At 64.3% G+C, this 22,030-nt stretch carries 23 protein-coding genes; 9 read left to right on the forward strand and 14 right to left on the reverse strand.

The window, feature by feature from the left end:
• Positions 1 to 2: 2 nt before the first annotated feature.
• From OHB23_RS00955 to OHB23_RS00975, 5 genes are all read right to left on the reverse strand, one after another.
• Positions 3 to 299: a hypothetical protein gene (locus OHB23_RS00955; protein WP_328810611.1), complete on the reverse strand. Its 297-nt coding sequence runs from the start codon at positions 297 to 299 to the stop codon at positions 3 to 5.
• Between the two features lie 1,271 nt (positions 300 to 1,570).
• Positions 1,571 to 1,741 (reverse strand): hypothetical protein, encoded by a 171-nt coding sequence (locus OHB23_RS00960; RefSeq protein ID WP_328810612.1) that lies wholly within the window; start codon positions 1,739 to 1,741, stop codon positions 1,571 to 1,573.
• The gene (locus OHB23_RS00965) at positions 1,738 to 2,067 is read right to left on the reverse strand and encodes a hypothetical protein (RefSeq protein WP_328810613.1); all 330 of its coding nucleotides are present in this window, start codon (positions 2,065 to 2,067) and stop codon (positions 1,738 to 1,740) included. The genes OHB23_RS00960 and OHB23_RS00965 overlap by 4 nt, the downstream gene beginning before the upstream one ends.
• A gap of 30 nt (positions 2,068 to 2,097) precedes the next feature.
• Positions 2,098 to 2,838: an ArdC-like ssDNA-binding domain-containing protein gene (locus tag OHB23_RS00970; protein WP_328810614.1), complete on the reverse strand. Its 741-nt coding sequence runs from the start codon at positions 2,836 to 2,838 to the stop codon at positions 2,098 to 2,100.
• A 159-nt stretch (positions 2,839 to 2,997) separates the two neighbouring features.
• Complete coding sequence (locus OHB23_RS00975; protein WP_328810615.1) at positions 2,998 to 3,597, reverse strand: hypothetical protein; 600 nt, start codon at positions 3,595 to 3,597, stop codon at positions 2,998 to 3,000.
• A gap of 208 nt (positions 3,598 to 3,805) precedes the next feature.
• Between OHB23_RS00975 and OHB23_RS00980 the strand changes: the two genes are divergently transcribed.
• The 3 genes from OHB23_RS00980 (at position 3,806) to OHB23_RS00990 (ending at position 6,680) form a co-directional block, all read left to right on the forward strand.
• Positions 3,806 to 4,933, forward strand: a complete 1,128-nt coding sequence (locus tag OHB23_RS00980; protein ID WP_328810616.1) for a tyrosine-type recombinase/integrase — start codon at positions 3,806 to 3,808, stop codon at positions 4,931 to 4,933.
• Positions 4,933 to 5,280, forward strand: a complete 348-nt coding sequence (locus OHB23_RS00985) for a helix-turn-helix domain-containing protein (protein WP_328810617.1) — start codon at positions 4,933 to 4,935, stop codon at positions 5,278 to 5,280. The genes OHB23_RS00980 and OHB23_RS00985 overlap by 1 nt, the downstream gene beginning before the upstream one ends.
• A 248-nt stretch (positions 5,281 to 5,528) precedes the next feature.
• Positions 5,529 to 6,680, forward strand: coding sequence for a hypothetical protein (locus OHB23_RS00990; RefSeq protein WP_328810618.1), 1,152 nt, complete (start codon positions 5,529 to 5,531; stop codon positions 6,678 to 6,680).
• On the opposite strand, the gene OHB23_RS00995 is transcribed toward OHB23_RS00990, so the two are convergent.
• Positions 6,656 to 6,898 (reverse strand): hypothetical protein, encoded by a 243-nt coding sequence (locus OHB23_RS00995; protein ID WP_328810619.1) that lies wholly within the window; start codon positions 6,896 to 6,898, stop codon positions 6,656 to 6,658. The genes OHB23_RS00990 and OHB23_RS00995 overlap by 25 nt on opposite strands.
• 489 nt (positions 6,899 to 7,387) lie before the next feature.
• On the opposite strand from OHB23_RS00995, the gene OHB23_RS01000 reads away from it, so the two are divergent.
• Entirely contained in the window at positions 7,388 to 8,179 is a 792-nt protein-coding gene (locus OHB23_RS01000; RefSeq protein WP_328810620.1) for a hypothetical protein, read from the forward strand.
• A gap of 95 nt (positions 8,180 to 8,274) precedes the next feature.
• Complete coding sequence (locus OHB23_RS01005; RefSeq protein ID WP_328810621.1) at positions 8,275 to 9,012, forward strand: nucleotide-binding protein; 738 nt, start codon at positions 8,275 to 8,277, stop codon at positions 9,010 to 9,012.
• Positions 9,013 to 9,285: 273 nt separating this feature from the next.
• Here OHB23_RS01005 and OHB23_RS01010 read toward each other — a convergent pair whose 3' ends face one another.
• The 5 genes from OHB23_RS01010 to OHB23_RS01030 form a co-directional block, all read right to left on the reverse strand.
• On the reverse strand, positions 9,286 to 9,861 hold the full coding sequence (locus OHB23_RS01010; protein ID WP_328810622.1) for a recombinase family protein: 576 nt from the start codon (positions 9,859 to 9,861) through the stop codon (positions 9,286 to 9,288).
• Between the two features lie 229 nt (positions 9,862 to 10,090).
• The gene (locus tag OHB23_RS01015; RefSeq protein WP_328810623.1) at positions 10,091 to 10,450 is read right to left on the reverse strand and encodes a hypothetical protein; all 360 of its coding nucleotides are present in this window, start codon (positions 10,448 to 10,450) and stop codon (positions 10,091 to 10,093) included.
• A 177-nt stretch (positions 10,451 to 10,627) separates the two neighbouring features.
• Complete coding sequence (locus OHB23_RS01020; RefSeq protein WP_328810624.1) at positions 10,628 to 11,386, reverse strand: SDR family oxidoreductase; 759 nt, start codon at positions 11,384 to 11,386, stop codon at positions 10,628 to 10,630.
• Positions 11,383 to 12,183 carry an enoyl-CoA hydratase/isomerase family protein gene (locus tag OHB23_RS01025; protein WP_328810625.1) on the reverse strand — a complete coding sequence of 267 codons (801 nt, stop codon included), beginning with the start codon at positions 12,181 to 12,183 and terminating at the stop codon, positions 11,383 to 11,385. Before OHB23_RS01025 ends, OHB23_RS01020 begins: the two co-directional genes overlap by 4 nt.
• Entirely contained in the window at positions 12,180 to 13,793 is a 1,614-nt protein-coding gene (locus OHB23_RS01030; protein WP_328810626.1) for an AMP-binding protein, read from the reverse strand. The genes OHB23_RS01025 and OHB23_RS01030 overlap by 4 nt, the downstream gene beginning before the upstream one ends.
• A gap of 123 nt (positions 13,794 to 13,916) precedes the next feature.
• Here OHB23_RS01030 and OHB23_RS01035 point away from each other — a divergent pair, with 123 nt between their 5' ends.
• From OHB23_RS01035 to OHB23_RS22930, 4 genes are all read left to right on the forward strand, one after another.
• Complete coding sequence (locus OHB23_RS01035; RefSeq protein ID WP_328810627.1) at positions 13,917 to 14,537, forward strand: TetR/AcrR family transcriptional regulator; 621 nt, start codon at positions 13,917 to 13,919, stop codon at positions 14,535 to 14,537.
• A gap of 920 nt (positions 14,538 to 15,457) precedes the next feature.
• Positions 15,458 to 16,858 (forward strand): MFS transporter, encoded by a 1,401-nt coding sequence (locus OHB23_RS01040; protein ID WP_328810628.1) that lies wholly within the window; start codon positions 15,458 to 15,460, stop codon positions 16,856 to 16,858.
• Between the two features lie 215 nt (positions 16,859 to 17,073).
• Positions 17,074 to 17,487, forward strand: a complete 414-nt coding sequence (locus tag OHB23_RS01045) for a hypothetical protein (protein WP_328810629.1) — start codon at positions 17,074 to 17,076, stop codon at positions 17,485 to 17,487.
• Positions 17,444 to 17,809, forward strand: a complete 366-nt coding sequence (locus OHB23_RS22930) for a hypothetical protein (protein WP_442973006.1) — start codon at positions 17,444 to 17,446, stop codon at positions 17,807 to 17,809. The genes OHB23_RS01045 and OHB23_RS22930 overlap by 44 nt, the downstream gene beginning before the upstream one ends.
• Positions 17,810 to 18,477: 668 nt before the next feature.
• On the opposite strand, the gene OHB23_RS01050 is transcribed toward OHB23_RS22930, so the two are convergent.
• From OHB23_RS01050 to pntB, 3 genes are all read right to left on the reverse strand, one after another.
• A complete protein-coding gene (locus tag OHB23_RS01050) occupies positions 18,478 to 19,227 on the reverse strand; it encodes an enoyl-CoA hydratase-related protein (RefSeq protein WP_328810630.1) in 750 nt (249 codons plus the stop codon).
• 108 nt (positions 19,228 to 19,335) lie between these two features.
• Complete coding sequence (locus OHB23_RS01055; protein ID WP_328810631.1) at positions 19,336 to 20,532, reverse strand: acetyl-CoA C-acetyltransferase; 1,197 nt, start codon at positions 20,530 to 20,532, stop codon at positions 19,336 to 19,338.
• Positions 20,533 to 20,593: 61 nt separating this feature from the next.
• Positions 20,594 to 22,030 carry a Re/Si-specific NAD(P)(+) transhydrogenase subunit beta gene (gene pntB, locus OHB23_RS01060; RefSeq protein WP_328810632.1) on the reverse strand — a complete coding sequence of 479 codons (1,437 nt, stop codon included), beginning with the start codon at positions 22,028 to 22,030 and terminating at the stop codon, positions 20,594 to 20,596.

A 22,030-nucleotide genomic window follows, 5' to 3' on the forward strand; every position in this document is an offset into this window, starting at 1 on the left:
GGTCAGAGTGGGCGTTCGACGCCGTGGACGAGGTCGCCTTCGATGAAGGTGAATCCGTCGCCTGCGCTGTCACGCATGGCGAAGTAGTAGTCGGCGCGCATCCAGACGAGCGTGAAATGTCCAGCGTCGGTGAGCGTTCCGAGGAGGTCGCGGTCGGCTCCGTTGGGGAAGAACGCCACCCCGGCGGACGGGGCGAAGTGCCGGTTGAGTGCGGCGATGAGTTCTCCGGTGGTGGTTGCTCCGGCGGCGTCGTCGAGCGCGTTGTCGTAGGTGGTCCAGTAGGTGTCGGTGCTGCTCATGGTGGGTGGCCCCTCCTGACTTGGGCGGCTCGGACCTTTGCTGGCCCTCCCCGCGTTCTTTCGCCGTCATCTGGCGTGGCGCAGAGGAGGCGGCGCACGGGATCGGCGTCCTGCACCCGAGACGAAAAATTCTCAGCCGGAGGCGTTCTGAGAAGTTTTCGGACCCCGCAGGGGCCGGAGCGCAGCGGAGGTCGGGTGTTGGTAAGCCGGGCACGGGTGACGCAGCATCGGAGTAGCCAGATGTGTCGAAAGAACGAATGCTCTTTTCGCGGTGCGGAGCGCAGCGGAGCTCCATCAGGCGGACGCCCGCAGGGTGGCCTACGCCCGGCCGGCTACGGCCGGCCTGCGATCAGGAACCGCCGGCCACTCCCCCGAGCTGCCACCTCCCACCCGGATTCACCGGTGGCCGATTGTGCGGGAGCGACGGAGGTCGGCCACGTTCCGAGGGTCGCGGCAGCGTTGTGCCGTTGTCACGGTTGTGAGGTGTAATCAGGCGTTATTGCATTATTTGTGCAGTTCGCTGGTGTACTTCGCGGTGGTGGCCGGGACTTCCTCGGCAGGCTCGGGGCCGTGATCGTTGGGAGTCGTGTGGTGCGTAGGAGTGTTGTTCGTGCTGTTGTGGGGGCTGCTGCTGTGGTCCCGTTGTGTCTGGTGGGTGCGGGGGCGGCGTCGGCTGCCCCGAACGATGTGACGATCACGGCGGTGGGGATAGACCTCGGGGACGGGGACAGGGGGATCGAGATCAAGGTGACTGCCAACGTGCCCGTAAACTTCGGGGCCCCTATTTGCGATTACGTGGTTGACGGGGTGTCGACTCCGTTCTCGAGTACCGGCCCTATCTTCACTCAGGGCGGACTGTCCACAGGGGAGAGCGCCGCGGACGTGCTGGGGCCGTTGGTCGATGGGTTGTATGCGGTGGACGTGTCATGCCAGGGCATCGGTGAGGTGTATTCGGTGACGGATCTGCCGGTGATCGTGGGGGCGTTCGGTGACGGGGGCGCCACCGGGCCCGCTGGACCTGCCGGGCCTGCCGGACCTGCCGGGCCTGCCGGTGGTTTCGGAAGCATCTTCGGAAGCTGATCTGCGGTAGGTCGTTGGTGGCCCGTGCCCGTCAGGGCACGGGCCGCCGCTGGTGTCAGGGTGGCCGGCGGAGCGCAGCGGAGCTCCGTTTCGTCCGGCCCGCAGGGGCGTTCCTCGGTCAGAGCCCGATCATGACGAGAGGCCCGCACCCCTTCGTGGGGATACGGGCCTCTCTGTCGTGTGTGTGAGGGTCAGGGCTGTTCGGGGGGCACCGTAGTCGGTTTGCCTGCGGCGACGTCGCGGAGCCACTGCGGGACGGGCTTGTTGTCGTACTCGAGCAGTTTGATCGACGCTTCGGCGGCTGCGGATCGGACTTTCATCGAGCGGCCACCGCTCACGGTGCGGCGTTCGGTGGTGGTCATCGCGGATCCTCCGTCTCGGTGTCGGGTCCATTGTCCCCTGTGTCGTCCCGTTCCGCCAGGTCGTCACCGGCGGTGTGCTGCGAGATCGCCTGCAGGGTGTCGCGGTCGGTGGCGGCGATGAACGGTGTCGCCGCGACGGTGCCGAACACTTTCCATCCGAGGGCGGCTTCGTCGTCGTCCTTGCTGACGGTGCGTTCCAGGCACCAGGTGATGCGTTGCCAGGACTGGGCGCGGTTGTCGGCGCGGGTGCGTTGACGGACGGTGAAGGCGACCCCGACGACGGCGAGCGTGCCGACGATCAGGGTCACCCACGATTGAGCGGGCATGACGGTCCTTCCGGTGGGGGGTGGTGCTGGTCAGGCGGCGGTGTCGCCGCTGCCGGTGTCGCTGTCGGCCTGCGGGTCGAGGGCGTCGGTGAGCTCGTGGACGGTGGCGAGGACGGCGCGGGCGGTGTCGGTGACGGTGTCGAGGTTGCCGTCGGCCCATCCGGCGACGTAGCCGACGCTGTAGGCGGCGGTGTCGAGTCCGAGGATCCCGGCGAGGACGTAGGCGACGGATTCGGCTTCGACCTCCATCCGGCCTCGGTGCAGGTCGCGGCGGTCGTCGGCGGTGACGGTGTCGGCGGTGTGCATGAGGGCGTGGGCTGCTTCGTGGATCATCGTCTTCGCTGCCTGGGCGGTTGCGAGGCGGGCGTCGACGACGATACGGCGGCTCCCGTCGACGGTGGTGTACCCGTTGGTCTCTCCGTCGATGAGGTCGCGGGTGACGGTCCAGCCGCGCGCGGTCATGAGGGCGTGGACACGGTCGTAGATTGCGGCGGGGTCGTCGCCGGTGAGCCGGTGGGTGATCTGCTCGGCCCGGGGGTGGCCGTCGATCGGGTCGGTCTGGTCGTGGGCGAACACGGACAGGATCGGGAAGGTGGGGACCTTGCGGGTGGTCTCGTCGCCGGTGGCCTGGTCGGTTTCGGTGACGGTGCGGCTGCTGTAGCCGTAGATGCGGATCGCTTTCTCACCCTTGCGGACCTGCCGTCCCTGGGCCTGCCACGCCCGGAATCCGGCGACCTGCGTCGCTGTCGGCCGCTGAGCCAGGATCAGCATGACGTTATTGAACAAGGATGCGGAATAACATCCGATGCGTGGATGCTACTTCAACGTGGTGCTACGCACCTCAATGATGTTGTCAGACATCACTTTACAGGATCTTCGGTAGCGGATCTCGGATCTCACTCGCTCCTCAACGACCCCAGAGCGTCTTGGTCACCACGACATTCCGAAGTCCGGCACCTCGTCACGCTCCATTGTGGGGCCATCCCAGACGAATCGACTGCTTGGGAAGTCGCGGTGCTCGACCAGATTCTCAAGTCGAAGAGAGTGCTCGTGGTCAGGGCTGTGCAACTCGGTGATGATCCCCGTTCGGTCATCAATAGCGATGGTCGCCGTCATCCCACCTGACGAAGCAAGGTCGACTGTCCATCCTGGACGCTCGTTGTGGGCGCTCGGTCTCGGGGTACTTGCGACTGGTTCAGCTCGCGTGGTGCGCGAGAGAAGGGACCGTGGGCCGAGGAGGTCTCTCGGGGTGAACAGGTCTCCGATGCGAGGAATGCTGTTGCGGCGGTGGTGGACCATCTGCCCATTGACTCGCACGACCGGCACCGTGTCTGTCGAGCTCGACGAGGCGTAGACGGTGATGCCGTTTCGCTCCACCCACCATTGGTTTTCTCGGCCATGGAAGAAAACGAAGTGGTCGTCGACAGGCCCCAAGCCGCCAGAGCCGATCACATGAAGTGATCCCGACACGTTGAGCTTCGTCGCGGCTGCGTTGCGGTCTTTCAGCATCTCCCACGTCGGCGCACTCACCGGTGAAAACTTACCCCTCCAGCCGAGCTGCGCCAACGGCTTCAGGTGCGCTGCCGACCGTCATTCACTGGACCACACCATGCTTCCAGGCTCGACTTCTGCCGTTGGTAAAGCTCTCTCACCTGTTGCGCGGTCGAGTGTGTTGCAAAAGAACCATCCCTCCAACTCAACCGATCATGCATCTGATGCGTGATACGTTCATTTAATTATGGCCGACCTTAGAACCGACGCGCGGTTGCACCCCATATGCGGACTCGCGGACGAACTGTTGCGCGACGGTGTGGCACTGCTCGCCCCCGAGGAGACCGTGCTGGCCGCGATGATCAACGGCTGGGAGAATCAGCAACGATCTCGCGCACTCGCCAATCTGACCATCGAGCGGCGAACGCAGATCGTGCGCAGGATGGTCACTTTTACCAACGACTACCCCTGGCTGTGGACGTCCGTAGACGTCGAGGAATGGACGAGTCATCTGGTCGAGACAGGCGCCGCGCATTCGACGGTGCGGCTCTATCAGATGGCGGTGTCTCTGTTCTGCGGCTACATCTCCGATACCCGGTACCGGTGGTACGAGGTCTGCGAGCGGCACTTCGGGGTGCACCCGGTGCAGGTCTTCCACGAGTGGAACATGGTCGTGCACCGCGGCGACTACGAGGGGCGGCCGGGAAATCGGCCGCTGTCCCGCGACGAGCTACAGGCGTTCTTCGACTACTGCGACACTCGGGTGAGCCGGGTCGGTGCCTCCGGCCGCAAGGGGTGGCTGGCGAGCTATCGCGATGCGACGCTGTTCAAGGTGATCTATGCGTGGGGGCTGCGTCGGCGTGAGGCCTCGATGTTGGACACGGTCGACTGGACCGCCAACCCGGCGGCCGCAGAGTTCGGCCGCTACGGGGCACTGTCGGTGCGCTACGGCAAGGCTCTGACGGGCGGGCCACCACGCCGACGGACCGTGCTGACCACCATGGAGTGGGCGGCCGAGGCCGTCGATGAGTGGGTCACCGAGATCCGTCCCCTCTACGACTCCGACCAGCTCGCCCTCTGGCCCACCGAGCGCAGCGCGCGGGTAGGAGCGGTGTCGATCTCTCAACGCTTCGCCGAGTACCGCGATGCCATCGGCCTGGAGAAGCACCTCGGTCCGCACTGTCTGCGGCACTCGTACGCCACACACCTGCTCGAAGACGGGTTCGATCACCTCTTCGTGCAGCAACAGCTCGGCCACTCCTGGGGATCGACCACCGCGATCTACACCAGCGTCGGCACCGACTACAAGAACAACGCTCTCCGACGGGCACTAAGTCGGGCGTTCACCACCGCGAGCACCGACGGGGAGAACTGATGCCGCAACCGCAGCTGAACTACCAGTGGCACTTGCGCCGCCTCCTGGCCGACCAGGGCATCTTCGCGACCACCGGACTCGGACCACTCCTCGCAGAACGGGGCATAACGCTTTCCGAAGCGCAGGTGTATCGCCTGGTCACCGGGACACCCGAACGTCTGAGCCTGCGCACCCTGATGGCACTGTGCGACATCCTCACCTGCACACCCAACGATCTGATCGAACCGATCGCCGAACCCGCCAGCGGGACCGCGACCGGAACATCGACACACCGCCCCGACACCGCTGCCGCGACCACCCGCGCCAAGACGCGTACACCCCGACGCGCCGACATCCGGCGACAGTGATCGCAGGACGGTGTCGCATCTGCACCACCGCCGAGGTTCGCGGCATGACGGTGTGCGACCGCTGCAGAAAACGAGCCACGCAGCACCGCGGCGCGTGCGCCGGCTGCGCAAAGCCGGACAAACTGTTGGACGACGACGACACCTGCCGGTGGTGCCGCCAGAAGGCGCGTCGCACCTGCACCTGTTGCGATGCAACAGGATTGGCTCTCACCTGCGTCGAAGGCGACACCTTGTGTCACCGCTGCACGATGACCCGCCGCCTCGACGTGATCATCCCTTCAGGAGCAGATAGCCCGCTCGCACCGCTGCGGCAGCCGCTCCTGCACGCCGAACCCGTCACCACCCGTCGGTGGCTCATACGCACCACACCCCTGCTGCAGTCGATCCAAAACGACAGCATCGCTCTGACACACGCCTCGTTCGACACCCTCCCGCACCCGAAGTCGGTCGAGCACCTGCGCGCACTCCTCGTCGCCACTGGCATCCTCGGTCCCGACCTCGACCGAAGCCTGCGCCGCCTCGAAGCCCAACTCCCTCAACTACTGAGCCGCCTGACCCCGAACCACCGCGCACTCCTGACCAGGTGGACACAGTGGGCCGTACTACCCAGATTGCGCGCGGCGACCGAGAAACGAGAAGGTCATGTCGGCGCCCAGAACGCTCGCTCACAGATCCGCCAATCGGCAATGTTCCTCGACCTGCTGCAGCAGCACTCGACCGAGCTCGGCGAGTGCACACAACACGACATCGACACCTGGTTCAGCGCACCCGGAGCAGTCCGTTGGCGCGTTCGGTCTTTCCTGACGTGGGCGCGACGCAACCGGCATCTACCCCTCGCACTCACCCTCCCCTCGAGCTACCGAGGCCGAGCGGAAGTTCCCACCGGCGACGACGAGAGGTGGCAGATCTGTCGACGCCTCGTCCACGACGAGTCGCTGGACCCCGCCGACCGGCTCGCCGGCGCCTTGATCGCGCTGTTCGCCCAACCACTCACCCGCATCGCCGGGCTCACCAATGCCCACGTCACCGAAACCGGCGCCGGGGTCGAACTGCGGCTCGGCAGCACCGACACGCTCCTGCTACCGGATCCGTTCGCCCAGATCGCGCTGCAACTACCCCGACCACGACGCGCAGGAACCTCCGAGCAGATACCTCAGACATGGCTGTTCCCCGGTCACCGTGCTGACATGCCAATAACAGCGACCGCACTCGGAAACCGGCTGCGTCGCATCGGTATCAGTCCGCGGGCTCTGAGACTGTCGGCCATCGCACACCTCACCAGAGAGCTCCCACCGAGCGCACTCGCCACGATGCTGGGCCTGAACGCACACACCGTCGCGCAGCACACCCTCCGGGCCAACGGTCAATGGGCGAACTACGCCGCCGACCGCCACTCCTGAGTCCCGCTATTCGCATGATCGAATACGGCAACCCTGCCAGTGGAGTACGAGTGGAACGCGGCCATGTGGTCGAGGTAGGCGCTCCAGGCGGACGAATCCACCAGCGCGGCAACCTGTTCGGTGATCGAGGCGTGCAGGCGTTCGGCCAACTCACGGCGGGCGTGGGCCTTGTCCTCGGCGGACGTGGTGCTGGTGCGGGCGGCGCGGCGTGTGGTCATGGTGATCGGGCCCCTCTCTACGTGTTCTTTCGCCGTCATCTGGCGTGGGGAGAGAAGGGCGGTGCACGGGAACGGCATCCTGCACCCGAGTCGGAAAGTTTTCGAGGTGAGCGCAGCGAGGCACGGGTCGCAAAGTTTTCGGACCCCGTAGGGGCCGGAGCGCAGTGGAGGTCGGGTGTGGGTAAGACGGGCACGGGTGACGCACGATCGGAGAAGCCAGATGGTCGAAAGAACAACGCTCTTCGACAGAACGGAGCACAGCGGAGTTCCATTCAGGTGGATGCCCGCCAGGGTGGCCTACGCCCGGCCGCTCACGGCCGGCCTGCGATCAGCAACAGTCAGCCACTCCCCCGGCTGCCACCTTCCACCTGCTCGGCTAGATGGCGATTGCGCGGGAGCGACGAAGCTGGGCCGCGTCCCGCGGGTCGCGGTAGCCCACAGTCTCCGCGGCTGAGGAGGTGACTCGATCAGCGGTGGTTTGATTTGGTGATGGATGAGATTGACCGGCGGGTGACAGAAGAGGATGTCGAGGCCAAGTGGGCCGAGATTTCACCTCTGATCGAAAGGGTGACGGTCCGCATGGGTACACCCAGCGAGTTTCCGGTCGGGTCGACGTCGTCTCTGGCTGGCGACGATGCCGCGAGCGCCCCTTATCAGGTCTCGCATTGCGTGCGGATGTGCATGACAGCGGGGGTGGATCATCTTCATGCTGTCAAGAAGTTGGTGGTCGACTCAGGATTCCTACATGTGGCCGCGCCGTTCTCGTTGTCGCGCGGTGCTTTAGAGAGCTTCGCTGCGGCGTTCTGGATTCTCGATCCACCGACGCGTGACGTGCGGGTCGAGTGTGTTTTGCGTTGGAACGCGAAGAACTTTCGGGATGGGGAGCGTGCGTATGGTCGGCTCGGTGTTCCAGGTCGTCGGTCGTTGGAGAGCAAGCTCGCGAAACTTCAACGGGTTGCTGACGCGCGAGGTATCACCGAGAAGGTGACCGGGGGGTTCACGAGCACGGAAGCGCTTGTTCACACGGAGGAGAACTCTGGGTTGAGGGTGATGTTCCCGTGGCAGCTGTGTTCAGGATTTGCGCATGGAAGGCCGTGGGCTTACCTCGGTGTGTCCGATATCGAGCGGTACGGCACGGCGGATCGGGGTGTGCACGATCTTCAGCTGACCAGCAATCGCTCCACCGTTCTGTATCCGGCGCTGGAGGCTTTGCATCTGCTGCAAGTTCTTCTGCGGGTCTACGAGCGGCGCGCTAATTTCGCGTTGGATCGCCTCTCGTGATCGCCTGTTCGTGGGGGCGCCGCTGTGGTGCCCTCATTTCCAGTCCGGCGGTGTCGTGCAGGACACTCTTCATGCGTGCCCGATAACATCGGGGCGTGAGTCTGCCGAAGCTGTTCATAGGTTCGTCCCGTGAGGGAAGCGCGGTTGCCTACAACTTGCAGAGCGTGCTTCAAGAACGGCGGGTCTGTGAAACCACTGTGTGGGATCAGGACGTGTTCAAGCCAGGGGCGTTTGCGATCGACGCGTTGTGTGAGGTCGCGCGGGAGCACGATTTCGCGATTCTCGTTGCGTCGCCTGATGATACGACGATCAGCCGGGGCAGTACGTCGCTTGCGGTGCGCGACAACGTCATTCTGGAGTTGGGCTTGTTCATTGGTGTGCTTGGCAGGGAGCGTGCGTATCTGCTGCTCACCGGCAATGCGCGGTTGCCGTCGGATGTCTTCGGTCTCACGACTCTCAAGTACCCGACGCGTGAGGACGGCAACGTGACAGCTGCTGTCGGGCCGGCTGTTCTGCAGGTTCAAAAGCAGGTGGAGAGGTTGGGGCCGCGTCAGTCGGTGTCCACGGCTGCTGCATCCGGTGTGAGTCGCTCTCTCGAAGCGGAACTGGACCTGTTGTGCGCTAACGCCGAAGCGCAGGGATGGACCGTGAAAAAGAACAGCAAGACCACTCTGCGTTTGGTGTCGCCGAACGGATCCCGAGTCCACAGTCTGACCAAAGGCAACGCCCAGTTGACCCGTGACGAGTTGCGGACGTTCGCGGCCGAGCTGCGCGGTGATGGGATGCGGGTCAACCAGGCGGTCTTACGGCCGGCTGCGCAGTCGCCCTTGTGAGTCGAGCATGCTTCCCTGCACGGTATAGCTACCGTGGCGGCATAACGCTGTCGTGCAGGGAAGCGGCACTCCAACCTGGGCACTACCAGGAACGCCGTGAGGCGCCGCGCCTCGGCCAGCTTCTGCACATCACGTTTGCCCGCAGCGTCGCGCTGCGCGCCCGCCTCCTGGGCGGGCTGAACTCCGCTCTTGTGCGTCTACTGACGTTCTGACTCTAGTGCCGTGGGAACCGTCGATCGGCGCGAGGTAGGGGTCTTCACGGCCGTTTTCCCGTCAGTGGTTTTCACTGAAGTGCCGGTACAGTGTTCGTTTGCTGACGCCGAGCACGTCGGCGATATCACCGACTGTGCTGCCCTGGTTGCGCATTCGGGTGGCCTCACGCTTTCTGGCCGGTGAGAGTGCGGGTGGGCGGCCTCCGATCTTCCCGCGCTCGCGGGCTGCGGTGAGGCCGGCGTTGGTGCGCTCGCGGAGCAGTTGGCGTTCGAAGGCGGCGAGGGCACCGAAGATGTGGAAGATGAGCTCGCCGTTGGCGGTGCGGGTGTCGATTTGTTCGGTGACGGATGCAAACGCCACTCCCCTGGCTTTGAGTCCATCGACGAGCTCGATCAGGTGCGGGAGATTGCGGCCGAGTCGGTCGAGCCGCCAGACGCACAACGTGTCGCCAGGCAAAAGCGTGGCGAGGAGCTCGGTGAGCGCTGGCCGTGTCGTGGTGGATCCGCTGACGGTGTCGATGAAGAGGCGTTGGCACCCGAAGGCCGTCAGAGCGTCGCTCTGTAGAGCGGGGGTCTGTTCGGTCGTCGAGACCCTGGCGTAGCCGTATTTGTGTCCCACAGGGCCGAAGGCTGCCACAACTCACCGACACGAACTGTTTTGACACGATCGGTTCCGCTCACGTTTTTGGCACGCAGCCGCCCCTGGTCGATCGATCAGCGGATGTCAGTTTCAGAAGATAGCTGCACTGCGTCAGAAGTCGAGTGCATTCCCGCGGAGCTTCGCGCCAGTAGCGCCCTCTTCGGCTGGTGTCGTAACGACCGTACCTCCCGGTGCGCCACGTCCCGTTTTGAGAGCCGGCGCGGGATCACAGTTGCCTAACCGGCCGCAGGCGACTGGTCCCGTCGCTCACACCTTGCCCGCACCTGTTGTCGTCTGGACGGCCGTCCTCGGTGTTTGCGTGTCGTTCTGAGCGATCGCGGCGCGTCACCGCAGGACGGGGGGCGATGAGTCGGTGCACGGTTGCGCCGACTTCGGAGTCGGCGAGGCCGTGACGGTCACCGGGGATGGTGAGGACGCCGCCGAGGATCGCCATCACGGCATCGGCCGACGCCACCGCATCGGCTGGTTCCGAAGTTTCCTCGAGAATGCCGATCAGGGTGTCGCGAAGGGTTCGGTACGAGCCGGCCCGTGCGGTCGAGGCGTAGGCGGGTTCGTTCCACAGCACGGCCTCTGCGCGCGATCATCTCCCTCTCGTGGGTCGGCGTCGACCGGAGGCGCACCGTCACACCCTGCACCCGGGCAGCGGCTTGCACGGCGAGCTGCTGCTCGTCGGTCAGCTTCACCACATGCCGACCTTGCCCGGTCTGCTGGGTTCTGCCGCGACCAGCGTTCGTGCCTGTTCTCAGCGGATGGAGGATCCGATGCCGAGTCCGCCGTCGACGTCGAGGACGATGCCGCTGACGTAGCCGGCTGCGGGGGAGCAGAGGTAGGCGGCGGCTTCGGCGATGTCTTCGGGGTTGCCGGTTTTTCGTTGTGGCACTTTGGAGATCAGCTTGTCGCGGGCGGGGGCGTTCATGGAGGCGAGCATGGGTGTCTCGATGAGTCCGGGTGCGATGGCGTTGGCGGTGATGCCGTGTCGGGCGGTCTCGAGGGTGATGGTGCGGGTGAGGCCGACGATGCCGGCCTTGGCGGCGACGTAGTTGGCTTGGCCGTAGTTGCCGCGCCAGCTCATGGAGGAGAAGGAGACGATGCGCCCGTACTGCCGTTCTCGCATGTGGGGCAGTACGGCGCGGGTGCAGTAGAACGATCCGGTGAGCGAGACGTCGACGACGGCATGCCAGTCGGCGTCGTCGATGTCGTCGATCTTGTTGTCGCGGATGATGCCGGCGTTGTTGACGAGGGCGTCGATGCGGCCCCGGTCCTCGGCGACGGTGTCCACCCACTGGTCCACCTCCGCGGAGTCGGTGACGTCGACACGGTGAGCTGTGCACACCTGTCCGTACCGCTGCTGGAGGTCGCCCGCCAATGCTGTTGCGGCGTCGAGCGTGACGTCGCCGATGGCGACGGAGGCGCCCTCGGAAGCGAAGCGCGTGGCCATGGCGGCGCCGAGACCCTGCGCTCCTCCGGTGACGAGGACGACGTGGTCGTGGTATCGGTTCATCGTGTTCCTTCGGTGACGTTGTCGTGCAGGGTCTTTCGATCAAGAAACGCGTTCAGGTCAGCGGGGACGTCGTTGATGCTCCAGTGGTCCTCGAACGCGTCGAGTTCACGGGCGAGTCCATCGGTGGAGTTCAGGGTGGTGAGCTCGTGAAGCAGTGTCTTGAAGTCCGACTGGGCGGGGCCACTGTGTTCTGCGAGCTGGTGCGCGACGCGCAGGGCGGCTGCCTGCAGGTCCGGTGGGGCAACGATGGAGTGGATCCATCCGGTGGCGGCGAGACGGTCAGGTGTCACCAGGTCGCCGGTGAGCGCGAGCCACCGCGCCATGGCGTCGCCCACCTTGCGGGGCAGCCGAACGCTGGATCCTCCTGCGGGCAGGAGGTTGTTGCGGATGTGGCCGTCCCCGATCAGGGTGTCGTCGGCCGCGACGACGATGTCGCAGCCGAGGGCCAGTTCGAGGCCTCCGGCGACAGCGTGCCCGTGCAGCGCGGCTACGACGGGCAGGGGACTGGTCTCGAATCGGGTGATCAGTGCGGAGACCCGGCGCAGAAAGCCGATGGGCGTGCCCCTGTCCCGGTGCAGTTCGAGGAAGTACTGCAGATCCGCTCCCGCGCAGAAACTTTTCCCGCTACCGGCGAGGATCAACGCTCGCGTGTTCTCGTCGTTCTCGGCGGCGGTGAGGGCCGTGTCGAGCGCGCCGACGAGCCTCGCGTCGAGGGCGTTGCGCCGGTGAGGTCGGTTCAGGGTCAGGGTGCGGACGGGGCCGTCGTCGGCTACCAGGACCGCGGGTTCGGCGCTCACGCGATACCTGCGTCGGCGGCGCGTCGGAGTCGTCGCAGTTCGGCACGCTGGATCTTGCCGCTCGGCGTCTTGGGGAGGGTGTCGACGAGGTGGATGCGCCTCGGATAGGCGTGGGCGGCGTAGTGGGTCTTCACCCAGTTCTGCAGCTCGCCGATGAGGGCATCGGTCCCGGCGGCTGCGTCGGCGAGCACGACGTACGCCTCGACGACCTCACCTCGGACCGCGTCGGGTGCGGCGATGACAGCGCATTCGACAACCTCGGGGTGGCGCAGCAGGGCCGACTCGACATCGAAGGGACCGATGCGATACCCGGCCATGATGATGACGTCGTCGTCGCGGGAGGAGAACCGGACGATGCCCTCGGAGTCCATACTCGCGGTGTCACCCGTAGTGAAATATGCTCCGCCACCACACAATCGATCGCTCGGCGCGGTGTGCCCGGCGTAGCCGGTGAAGGTCATGAACGGGCTGTCGGCGACGATCACGGCGAGACGTCCCGTGGTGTCCGGGGCGGCGGGTTCGTCGGTGTCGGCGTGCAGGACGGTCATGGTCCATCCGGGAAGCGCCGGCCCCATGGCGCCCTCGGAGATCTCGCGGCGCACCGCCGGGTGGTGGGGGTAGCCGATGGGCATCCCCAGCTCGGTCTGTCCGAAGTGGTCGTGCACGCGCAGGCCCAGTGCGGCGGAGGTCCACTCGTTCACCTCGGGTGTCAGGGGTTCGCCGGCGCTCGAATGTTGTTGCAGAGCCAGCCCCTCGGGAGGTGTGATGCCGGAGGCGCGCAGTCCGCGGTAGACGGTGGGTGCGGCGGCGAAATCGGTGATGGCCAGGTCTGCGAGCGTCGACCATGTGGCGGCGGGGGAGAATCCGCCTTGGAGCAGGACAGTGGGGACGCCGGCGGCGAGAGGCGCGACGAGTGCGGTGTAGAGCCCGTAGGCCCAACCGGGGTCGGCGCCGCACCAGAAGGAGCTGTTCTCGTCGACACCGAGACCGAATTCGAGGTAGCCGACCCATCCGGCGATGTAGCGGACCGGGTGCACCACGCCAACGCCCTTCGGGGTTCCGGTCGTTCCCGAGGTGAACATGTGGACCAGTGGTGCATCACCGCCGACCGGGGTGGACTCGATGGGGGCCGCGGGCTGCGCTGCGAGGTCGGATGTGATGCCGTTCGGGCCGTCGTCGAGCACGACCGTCGTCCACGGACCGTCCGGGACCTTGATTCTCTGGCCGCGATCGGTGAACACCAACCGGGTGTTCGCCTCCGCCAGCCGTGACTCGATGGCCGACTCCGCGAACGCGGTGAACAGCGGGACGTAGACGGCACCGACGCGCCAGATTCCGATCAGTACCGAGACCAGATCGGCGCTCTTGCCCATCACAGTGGCGACGCGGTCGCCGCGGCCGATCCCGCCGTCGATGAGATACCTGGCGACACGCATGGACGACGCGGCGAGTTCCCCGTACGTGACGATGCGGGTGTCGCCTGCTCCGACGACGGTCACAGCGGTCCGATCCGGAGGATGCCGGTCGCACAACAGCCGCGCGACATCCGCGCCGGTGTCGGAGTAGGTATCGAGGATCTCGCTGACACGGTGGTCGACGTCGACTGACATGACTGCCCTTCCGAGTGTGGGTACCAAATAGGTTCGTATAGTACCGCACAAATTACCTACCACGGCAGGTTTGGGGGGTTGATGATGCCGGGAGGGGCTGCACGGCTGTGGAAGACTGCGACCATGCCTGCCACTCCGAGTCAGCGAGGCGCCGCGACCGTGCGGACGCCGCGGCGGCGACGGGTGGACGTCTCACGTCGCGACGATCTGGTGCGTCAGATCGAGGACATCTTCCTGGCCGAGGGATTCATGTCCGTCACGATGGCCGAACTCACCGAGCGACTGCACTGCTCGAAGGCGACGCTCTACAGCGTGGCCACCACCAAGGAGCAGTTGGTGGTGTTGGCGACGAAGAAGTTCTTCGGCTCCTCCGCCGAGGCCATCGAGATCGACGTCCGTGCACAGTCGGATCCGCGTCTGCGGATCACGACGTATCTGGGCGGTGTCGCCGATGCGATGCGTCGCAACTCACGGGCGTTCTACGCGGACATGGTGGCCTTCGAGCCCACTGCTCAGATCTACCGACGCAACACCGAGACGGCTGCGAACCGTGTCCGCGAGCTCATCGACGAGGGCATCGAGAGCGGCGTGTTCTCCGCGCGGGACGGCGTGTTCGCCTCTCAGATCGTGGCGCTCGCCATCGAGGGGGTGCAGTCGGGTGTCCTGCTCGATCGAACGGGAATGTCCGCTGCCGATGCGTTCGCCGAGCTCGGGCACCTCCTGCTGCACGGTCTCCTGCGCTGATCACAGTCCTCTGACGTGGGCGACCGGTGGTTTTTGCCGAAGCTGCACCAGTTGTCGTCGAGTTAGGTACTTTTATGGCTGCGGCCTAACCACGATGCTGCGATTCGAACTTGAGGAAATCACCCGCCTCGTTCCAAGGGCATGAAGCCGGAACACACGACGCCACCGCCGCGACGCACTCCGTTGTCAGTCAGGAACCGGGGCCACCGTGATTAACACGGTTGCGCGACTGAAGTCTTTGACACGACGCGACACGGGCCGCCGATCGGACTCGATCGGCGCGTCGCAGTCGGAAAAACTGCTCGGCACCCCTGAAATTGGCATTAATCGACGCACCCGCGGTTACAGCTAGTCAGAGACGACATTGACGGTGGGACTCGGACGTCTGGGGCGGACGTCGGTGGCGTAAAACAGGTAAGCAACACTACCAAGAATTAGTAACGACTGTGTCAGGAAGTCGCCAAGCACGCACTTGCGCAACAGCTTTGATGAAGCTATCGCACCCAGTTGGGTGGGCGTGATTGACGGTGGTTCATTGCCGGCGTCGCCGATGCGGGACGTCGGTATGGCTGTGCGTCCTTGCACATCGGCCTTGCAGGTTTCGCAGTAGCGCATTCATGTGACTCGCGGCACAATTTTCGGTAGTGCCCGACCTGCGGCGGGTGCCCGATGGAGGACAAGGGGGCAATGCCCGGTTCAGATAAGGACTAGAACGCTCGCGACAATTCCCGGTAGATGCAAACACGTCGAATCGAACCATCTTCCCCTTGTTGCAACTACTTCTGCAAACTACGGTGTAGCGTCCGGACGAAGGTCCGGTTCCTCAACGTATCATTTGCGCCCGCAGCTCACGGCTAGTTCAGTTTCACACAATATTGAACATAGCCAGCTTCTCAGTAGTGGCCGTACCACCCCGCACCGTGGGCGCCGGCCGCTCCGACGCCGAAAAGAGACCAAAGATGCCAAGTACAGAATCTAAGACAATCGCAAAACCTACGAACAAAGCGCGAAGAAAGGCTTTTTTGGGCGCAATCGTGGGACATTTAATTGAGTGGTACGATTACGGAATATACGGTTTTTTAGCTGTGTATGTTGGGGCGAACTTCTTCGCCTCCGATGACCCAGCCGTCGGGACCATCAGCGCGTTCGCAGTATTTGCACTGAGCTTTTTCATTCGCCCTGTCGGAGGAATGTTCTTCGGCCCACTAGCAGATCGAGTAGGCCGCCGAAAGACTCTCCTCCTTGTAATAAGTCTGATGTGCGGCTCCACTATGCTCATCGGCGCACTGCCGACGATGAGCAGCGTCGGCATTGCGGCGCCTATCTTACTGGTCCTCTTACGGTTGATTCAGGGGTTGTCTGCCGGAGGTGAGGTCTCGACGGTCACCGCATTTATCTCCGAGTACTCGAAGCCTGAAAAACGCGGGTTCTCCACAAGCCTCGTTCTCGCGACAGCGGGGGTAGGACTCCTCCTTGGGGCCGTCGTTGGAAACGGAATCACATGGATGCTGGGCACCGAGGCAATGACTGAGTGGGGCTGGAGGATCCCTTTCCTCATCGCCGGCCCTCTCGGAGTTGTAGCTGTCTTCATTCGTCTGAAGCTGGAAGACAGCCCCGAGTTCAGGGATTTACAAGAGAAAGACATGGTCGCCGAGGCACCGCTTCGTGAAGTCTTCCGGTACCCCCGGCAACTACTCCTCATGGCTGCGGTAATCACATTCTTGGCCTCAGGTTTCTACCTGGTTTATACCTACTTCTCTACTTACCTTAAAACCTCTCTCGAGTTCAGCCCGGGGCGTACGTTCTTTTACGTTCTGTTGGCAGGAATAATCGGCGTAGTCTTGATGCCGATCAGCGGAATGATTACCGACAAGCTGGGCAGTCGACGCAACTTTTTGCTTGTCGTACTCGCTTTGTGGGCCGCTGCAATCGTATGGTTTTTTTCTACTGCTCCATCCGCATCACCCACGGGTGTCTTACTGCCCTTGATCGCGGTTGCCGTAGGAATGGGACTGTACTGCGGCTCGCCTTACGCGACCATGAGTGAGCTCATGCCAGCGCGAGTCCGATCCACTGGAATCGCACTCGGGTATAATATTCCCGTAGCGCTTTTCGGTGGATCCGCACCTCTCATTGCATCTGCCCTCATCCGCCAGACCGGGGATATCTCCTCGCCCATGTATTTCTTTCTGGCCACGGCAGTAGTGTCTGCAGTAGGGCTTTTATTCCTCCGAGACAAAGACCTACTGGGAAGCGATCGGTTTGTTGCCGAAACGACAAACTCTCGCCAAGAGGGCACTAAAGCTCGATCCATGGACTGAGGTGGAGTCGGCGGTCGATGTTCGTCAATTGGCTATGTCCTTCCTTGGGCATGATCGGACCGCCGGTCTCCCCTGCAGTGCACGATTGTGCAGTTCGTGCCGGTGCGGCGAGCTACTGCCGCAGGCGAGTCGGTCACGGACCCGGCGCGAAGAAGCCCGTTCGGCCAGCACGAATCGAGTCGGTACACCCGGCTGGAGCGTTGTGGCGCCAGCGCATGCTCTACGAGGCCGTCGACGCCGCCCCGGACGAGTTGGCCGCCGACGAGGTGTTCGTCGTGGTCGGTATCGGGCGCACCAGCGGCTACGAAGCGGTGCTCGATCTGCGGGTCGCCGGGCTGATTATCGTCGAGAAGAACCACGTGAACCTCGGGCCGGGATGCCTCGACGACATCAGACACCGGCAGGTACTGACCACCGCGGTATGGGCCCGCATCGTGCGGCACGCGCCGAGCGCATCGTTCGGCGCGAATGGCTCGCCGCCCGGGACGATGCGCGCACACCACCAGAACCGGACCCGGCCCTGTTCACCATCGCCCGTCGCCCACTGCGCGATGTGTCCGGGAGCTCGTTGGTCAAGGCCAATTCTTGCCGTATGGTGCTCTGCCTCCCATACGCACTCTGGCCGCTGAACTCGCGATCAATTGCAACACAGTGGCCACCGCATACAAGCAACTAGTTTCAGCGGGCATCTCCCGTACCGGCCATCGCGCAGGAACAGTCATCACCGAGCTTCCCATGGTCGTCGAAGAAGCACGTATAACCCCGCGAACGCTGGACCTGGCGAGCGGCAACCCCGATGTCAGGCTGCTTCCCGATCTGCCCGCCGCAGTCGCTGCCACATCAGCAACCCCCGCGTTGTACGGCGCAACAGCAGCGTCCCGCGCTACGAAAGGCGTCCATTCAACTGTTCGACAACTCGATCGGTGGGGATCTCTTCGTCACGCACGGTGAAGTCAGTGCTGTCGAGCGGGCCTGTCCACCTATCTGATCCGTGGTGACACAGTCGCCCTCGAAGACCCCTGTTTTCCGGCCAGCATAGGCACCGTGCGACTGGCTACCGCGAAGCCCCAATTTCGTTGGACGAGAGGGGAATGACCCCCGGCGGTCTCAAGGATGCCCCTCGGAGCGGAGCACGTGCCGTCATCATCACTCCTCGTGCACACAACCCCACCGGCGTCAGCGTAGGTGCTGACCGAGCCGCTGAACTCGCTGTAGTGCTCAGTCGTTTTCCTGAGGTCCTGGCGATCGAAGACGACCACTTCTCCATGGCGTCGACACCACGGACACACGAGAACGGGTGAGACTCGTCGGTGCCGACGTACGAAGATTGGATCCACATGCTCAGTACAGACGTCTCGACTAGACGCAGGATTTGGACCTTCGGCGCAGTGATTCACGTGCGGCGAGGTCCGCAGCGTCTGCAACGGCGCGTGCCCGAGAACGGGTGAGACTCCTCGCTCCTCCTTGAGCACCGATCTTCGCTGCGGTGGGTAACCTTCGTGCGCTGAGCCCGGCGACTCGCCTCCTGACGGAGGGATAGAAGTGGCTCGATAAGGGTCGTCCCGTAAAGGTAGAGGCGGGCCGATGCGTCCTTCGCCGTGCTCACCGAGAGCGGCACGTCATCTTCCGCGCCATTGAGGCGTGCGCCGTTCCATGAATGCTGCGACCCCCTCTGTGGAGTCGTACGATGCACGCGTGATTTGCTTGGCGCTGTTCGTCGCCTCCCAGCCACAATCATCGCCACTCGCTGCCCACACGGTTGTTGCGCGAAGGGTCTCTCGCACCGCGAGAGGTGCCAGCGTCACGATTCTTTGTGCGAGTTGCATCGCCGCGTCGAGTGCATGACCTGGGTCGCTCACGCGGTTGACCAATCCCAGTGTGTGAGCCCGCTCGGCTGAAAGCGGTGCACCTGTGAGAAGCATTTCGCGCGCTACGTTGAGCGGCAGTGCTCGCGGTGAGCGGAATAGTCCACCGCATTCGGCGACAAGTCCAAGTCCTACTTCAGGAAGTGAAAACTGAGCAGACACCGACGCCACGATGAGACTTGCGGCGAGGGCGATCTCGAAGCCGCCGCCGACAGCTGCTCCCTCGACCGCGGCGATGACCGGCTTAGACAGGGTACGACCGGCGATTCCGTAGGCGCCGCCTCGGGTGGTGGGCTCCCCCGCCCAGGACAACAGATCGGTGCCCGCAGAGAACACGGTTTTCCCCCCGGTGAGGATTCCGACGCGTAGGTTGTCGTCGTCCTCGAAGTCGTTGAGCGCCGTGTCGAGGGCGGCCGTCATGCCGCCATCGAAGGCGTTGCGTTTGGCGGGTCGGTTCATCGTCCACACTGCGACGGGTCCGTGAACCTCTGTCAGCAATCTCATCCACAATCCCGATGTGGGGGTGCCGCGGCGCGGTAGCCAAAGGTCCGCTGCAGGCACCGACGAGCTTCGAGACGCGATCGCGGCGGCGCAACGTCGGTTATCGGCACGTCAGGCGCTTCCATCCGGGACGCGCAGGATAAGGGCGTCGCCCTGACCGCCGCCGCCGCACAGGGCTGCGGCTCCGGTTCCGCCGCCGCGTCGCTTCAGCTCGAGGGCGAGGTGCAGGGCGATGCGGGCGCCCGACGCGCCGAGTGGGTGACCGATCGCGATGGCGCCGCCGTTGACGTTGACCTTGTCGGCGTCGATGCCCAGTTCACGGGTGGAGACGATGCCGACCGCGGCGAAGGCTTCGTTGATCTCGACGAGGTCGAGGTCGGTGGGGGCGATGCCTTCCTTGGCGCATGCAGCGGTGATGGCGTTGGCGGGCTGGGACTGCAGCGACGAGTCGGGTCCGGCGACGACGCCGTGGGCGCCGATCTCGGCGAGCCAGGTCAGACCCAGTTCTTCGGCCTTGGTGCGGCTCATCACGACCACCGCTGCGGCGCCGTCGGAGATCTGGGACGCGGAGCCGGCGGTGATGGTGCCGTTCCTGTCGAAGGACGGGCGCAGCTTGGCGAGGCTCTCGCTGGTGGTGTCGGCGCGGATGCCTTCGTCGCTGGTGACGACGACGGGATCGCCCTTGCGCTGCGGGATGCTGACGGGAACGACCTCGTCGTCGAAGACGCCGTTCTTCCAGGCTGCGGCGGCGCGCTGGTGCGACGCGGCGGCGAAGGCGTCCTGCTCCTCGCGGGTGACGAAACGGGTGTCGGCGTTGCGGTCCTCGGTGAGGGCGCCCATGGCCTGGTCGGTGAAGATGTCGTAGAGGCCGTCGTAGGCCATGTGGTCCTTCATGGTGACGTCGCCGTACTTGAATCCGCTGCGGCTCTTCTCGAGCATGTGCGGGGCGAGGGACATCGATTCCTGGCCGCCGGCGACGACGATGTCGAACTCTCCGGCGCGGATCATCTGGTCGGCGAGGGCGATGGCGTCGACACCGGACAGACACACCTTGTTGATGGTCAGGGCAGGAACGCTGAGGGGGATGCCGCCGGCGTGGGCGGCCTGGCGTGCGGGGATCTGGCCTGCGCCGGCGGTGAGGACCTGGCCCATGATGACGTACTGGACCTGGTCACCGGTGATTCCGGCCTTCTCCAGTGCACCGGCGATGGCGACGCCGCCGAGGTCGGAGCCGGAGAGGGTCGACAGCGACCCCAGGAGGCGGCCGACGGGGGTGCGTGCGCCCGCCACGATGACAGAGGTGGTCACGTAAACTCTTATCTACTAGTTGTTTGTATGGCGGCCGTGATACCCGCGCATGCGGTGTCGTTCATGAGAGAGCGGGGGCCGAATTGTTCGATAACGACGGCTGCTCGCGAAAAGCTTGCAGGATGTCCTCGACGCGTTCTTTGGCGTCTCCGAAAAGCATCTGAGTGTTGTCCTTGAAGAACAGCGGGTTCTGGACGCCGGCGTACCCGACGGCCATCGAACGCTTGAACACGATGACGTCCGCGGACTCCCATACTCGTAGAACCGGCATTCCGGCGATGGGGCTGCCGGGGTCCTCCGTCGCGGCTGGATTGACGGTGTCGTTCGCCCCGATGACGAGCACGACATCGGTCTGGGGCAGGTCGTCGTTGACCTCGTCCATCTCGAGAACGATGTCGTAGGGCACCTTCGCTTCGGCGAGCAGGACATTCATGTGCCCGGGTAGCCGCCCGGCGACGGGGTGGATTCCGAAACGGACGTTCACTCCGTGCTCGCGCAGGACACGGGTGAGCTCGGCGACCGGATATTGGGCTTGTGCCACTGCCATTCCGTAGCCGGGGGTGATGACGACCGACGACGCCGATGCCAGCAACTGGGCCGTCTCCCCCACGCTGGCTTCCTTGTACTCCCCGAGCTGATCGTCGTCATCCGATGACGCGCGCGGAGCCCCGAAACCGCCCGCGATGACAGAGAGAAAGGACCGGTTCATTGCTCGGCACATGATGAACGACAGGTAGGCGCCGGAAGAGCCTACCAAGGCGCCGGTGACTATGAGCAGGTCGTTGCCGAGCAAGAAACCGGAAGCGGCTGCTGCCCAGCCCGAGTAGGAGTTGAGCATTGACACGACGACCGGCATATCGCCGCCTCCGATGCTGGCGACCAGATGCCATCCCAGAGCGAGGGCGATCGCGGTGACGGCGAACATCTGCCACAGATGCGGATGTACGACGAACGCGCTGGTGAGCACGCCGAACAGGATCAGTGCACCGATGTTGATCGCGTTCTTGCCCGAGAGTTCAAGAGGCTTAGAGTTGATTCGGGCGGACAATTTCAGAAACGCGACGATCGAGCCGGTGAGGGTTACGCCGCCGATGAAGACGCCGATGAAGACCTCGGCATGATGAATGTTGGCGAGGGCGCCCCCGCTGTAGGGCGCATCGAGGTATCCGTTCCACCCGACGAGCACCGCAGCGAGACCGACGAACGAATGCAGCAACGCGATGAGTTCGGGTATTTCGGTCATCTGCACCCTGCGGGCGCGCGATAGTCCGACTACTGCACCGACGGTGACCGCAACGAACAGCAATGCCGTTGCTGCAGTACCGGGTTCGCCGGCGACGACGTGAACGACGGTCGCTGTCACTGCAATGACCATGCCCGTCACACCGGCGAAGAGACCGCGCTTGGCTGTCTCGTGGCGCGACAGTCCCGCTAGCGACACAATGAACAGAATGGACGAAACCAAATATGCGGCGGTGGCCGCGGATGTCAACGTCAT

It is taken from the genome of Rhodococcus sp. NBC_00294, assembly GCF_036163995.1.
In the GTDB taxonomy this organism is placed as follows: domain Bacteria; phylum Actinomycetota; class Actinomycetes; order Mycobacteriales; family Mycobacteriaceae; genus Rhodococcoides.

Bases quoted from the DNA above. Each gene is read 5' to 3' on its own strand.
- OHB23_RS00955 (WP_328810611.1), bottom strand. From the start codon at position 299: ATGAGCAGCACCGACACCTACTGGACCACCTACGACAACGCGCTCGAC.
- OHB23_RS00960 (WP_328810612.1), bottom strand. From the start codon at position 1,741: ATGACCACCACCGAACGCCGCACCGTGAGCGGTGGCCGCTCGATGAAA.
- OHB23_RS00965 (WP_328810613.1), bottom strand. From the start codon at position 2,067: ATGCCCGCTCAATCGTGGGTGACCCTGATCGTCGGCACGCTCGCCGTC.
- OHB23_RS00970 (WP_328810614.1), bottom strand. From the start codon at position 2,838: ATGCTGATCCTGGCTCAGCGGCCGACAGCGACGCAGGTCGCCGGATTC.
- OHB23_RS00980 (WP_328810616.1), top strand. From the start codon at position 3,806: ATGGCCGACCTTAGAACCGACGCGCGGTTGCACCCCATATGCGGACTC.
- OHB23_RS00985 (WP_328810617.1), top strand. From the start codon at position 4,933: ATGCCGCAACCGCAGCTGAACTACCAGTGGCACTTGCGCCGCCTCCTG.
- OHB23_RS00990 (WP_328810618.1), top strand. From the start codon at position 5,529: ATGACCCGCCGCCTCGACGTGATCATCCCTTCAGGAGCAGATAGCCCG.
- OHB23_RS00995 (WP_328810619.1), bottom strand. From the start codon at position 6,898: ATGACCACACGCCGCGCCGCCCGCACCAGCACCACGTCCGCCGAGGAC.
- OHB23_RS01000 (WP_328810620.1), top strand. From the start codon at position 7,388: ATGGATGAGATTGACCGGCGGGTGACAGAAGAGGATGTCGAGGCCAAG.
- OHB23_RS01020 (WP_328810624.1), bottom strand. From the start codon at position 11,386: ATGAACCGATACCACGACCACGTCGTCCTCGTCACCGGAGGAGCGCAG.
- OHB23_RS01030 (WP_328810626.1), bottom strand. From the start codon at position 13,793: ATGTCAGTCGACGTCGACCACCGTGTCAGCGAGATCCTCGATACCTAC.
- OHB23_RS01035 (WP_328810627.1), top strand. From the start codon at position 13,917: ATGCCTGCCACTCCGAGTCAGCGAGGCGCCGCGACCGTGCGGACGCCG.
- OHB23_RS01045 (WP_328810629.1), top strand. From the start codon at position 17,074: ATGCTCTACGAGGCCGTCGACGCCGCCCCGGACGAGTTGGCCGCCGAC.
- OHB23_RS01050 (WP_328810630.1), bottom strand. From the start codon at position 19,227: ATGAGATTGCTGACAGAGGTTCACGGACCCGTCGCAGTGTGGACGATG.
- pntB (WP_328810632.1), bottom strand. From the start codon at position 22,030: ATGACGTTGACATCCGCGGCCACCGCCGCATATTTGGTTTCGTCCATT.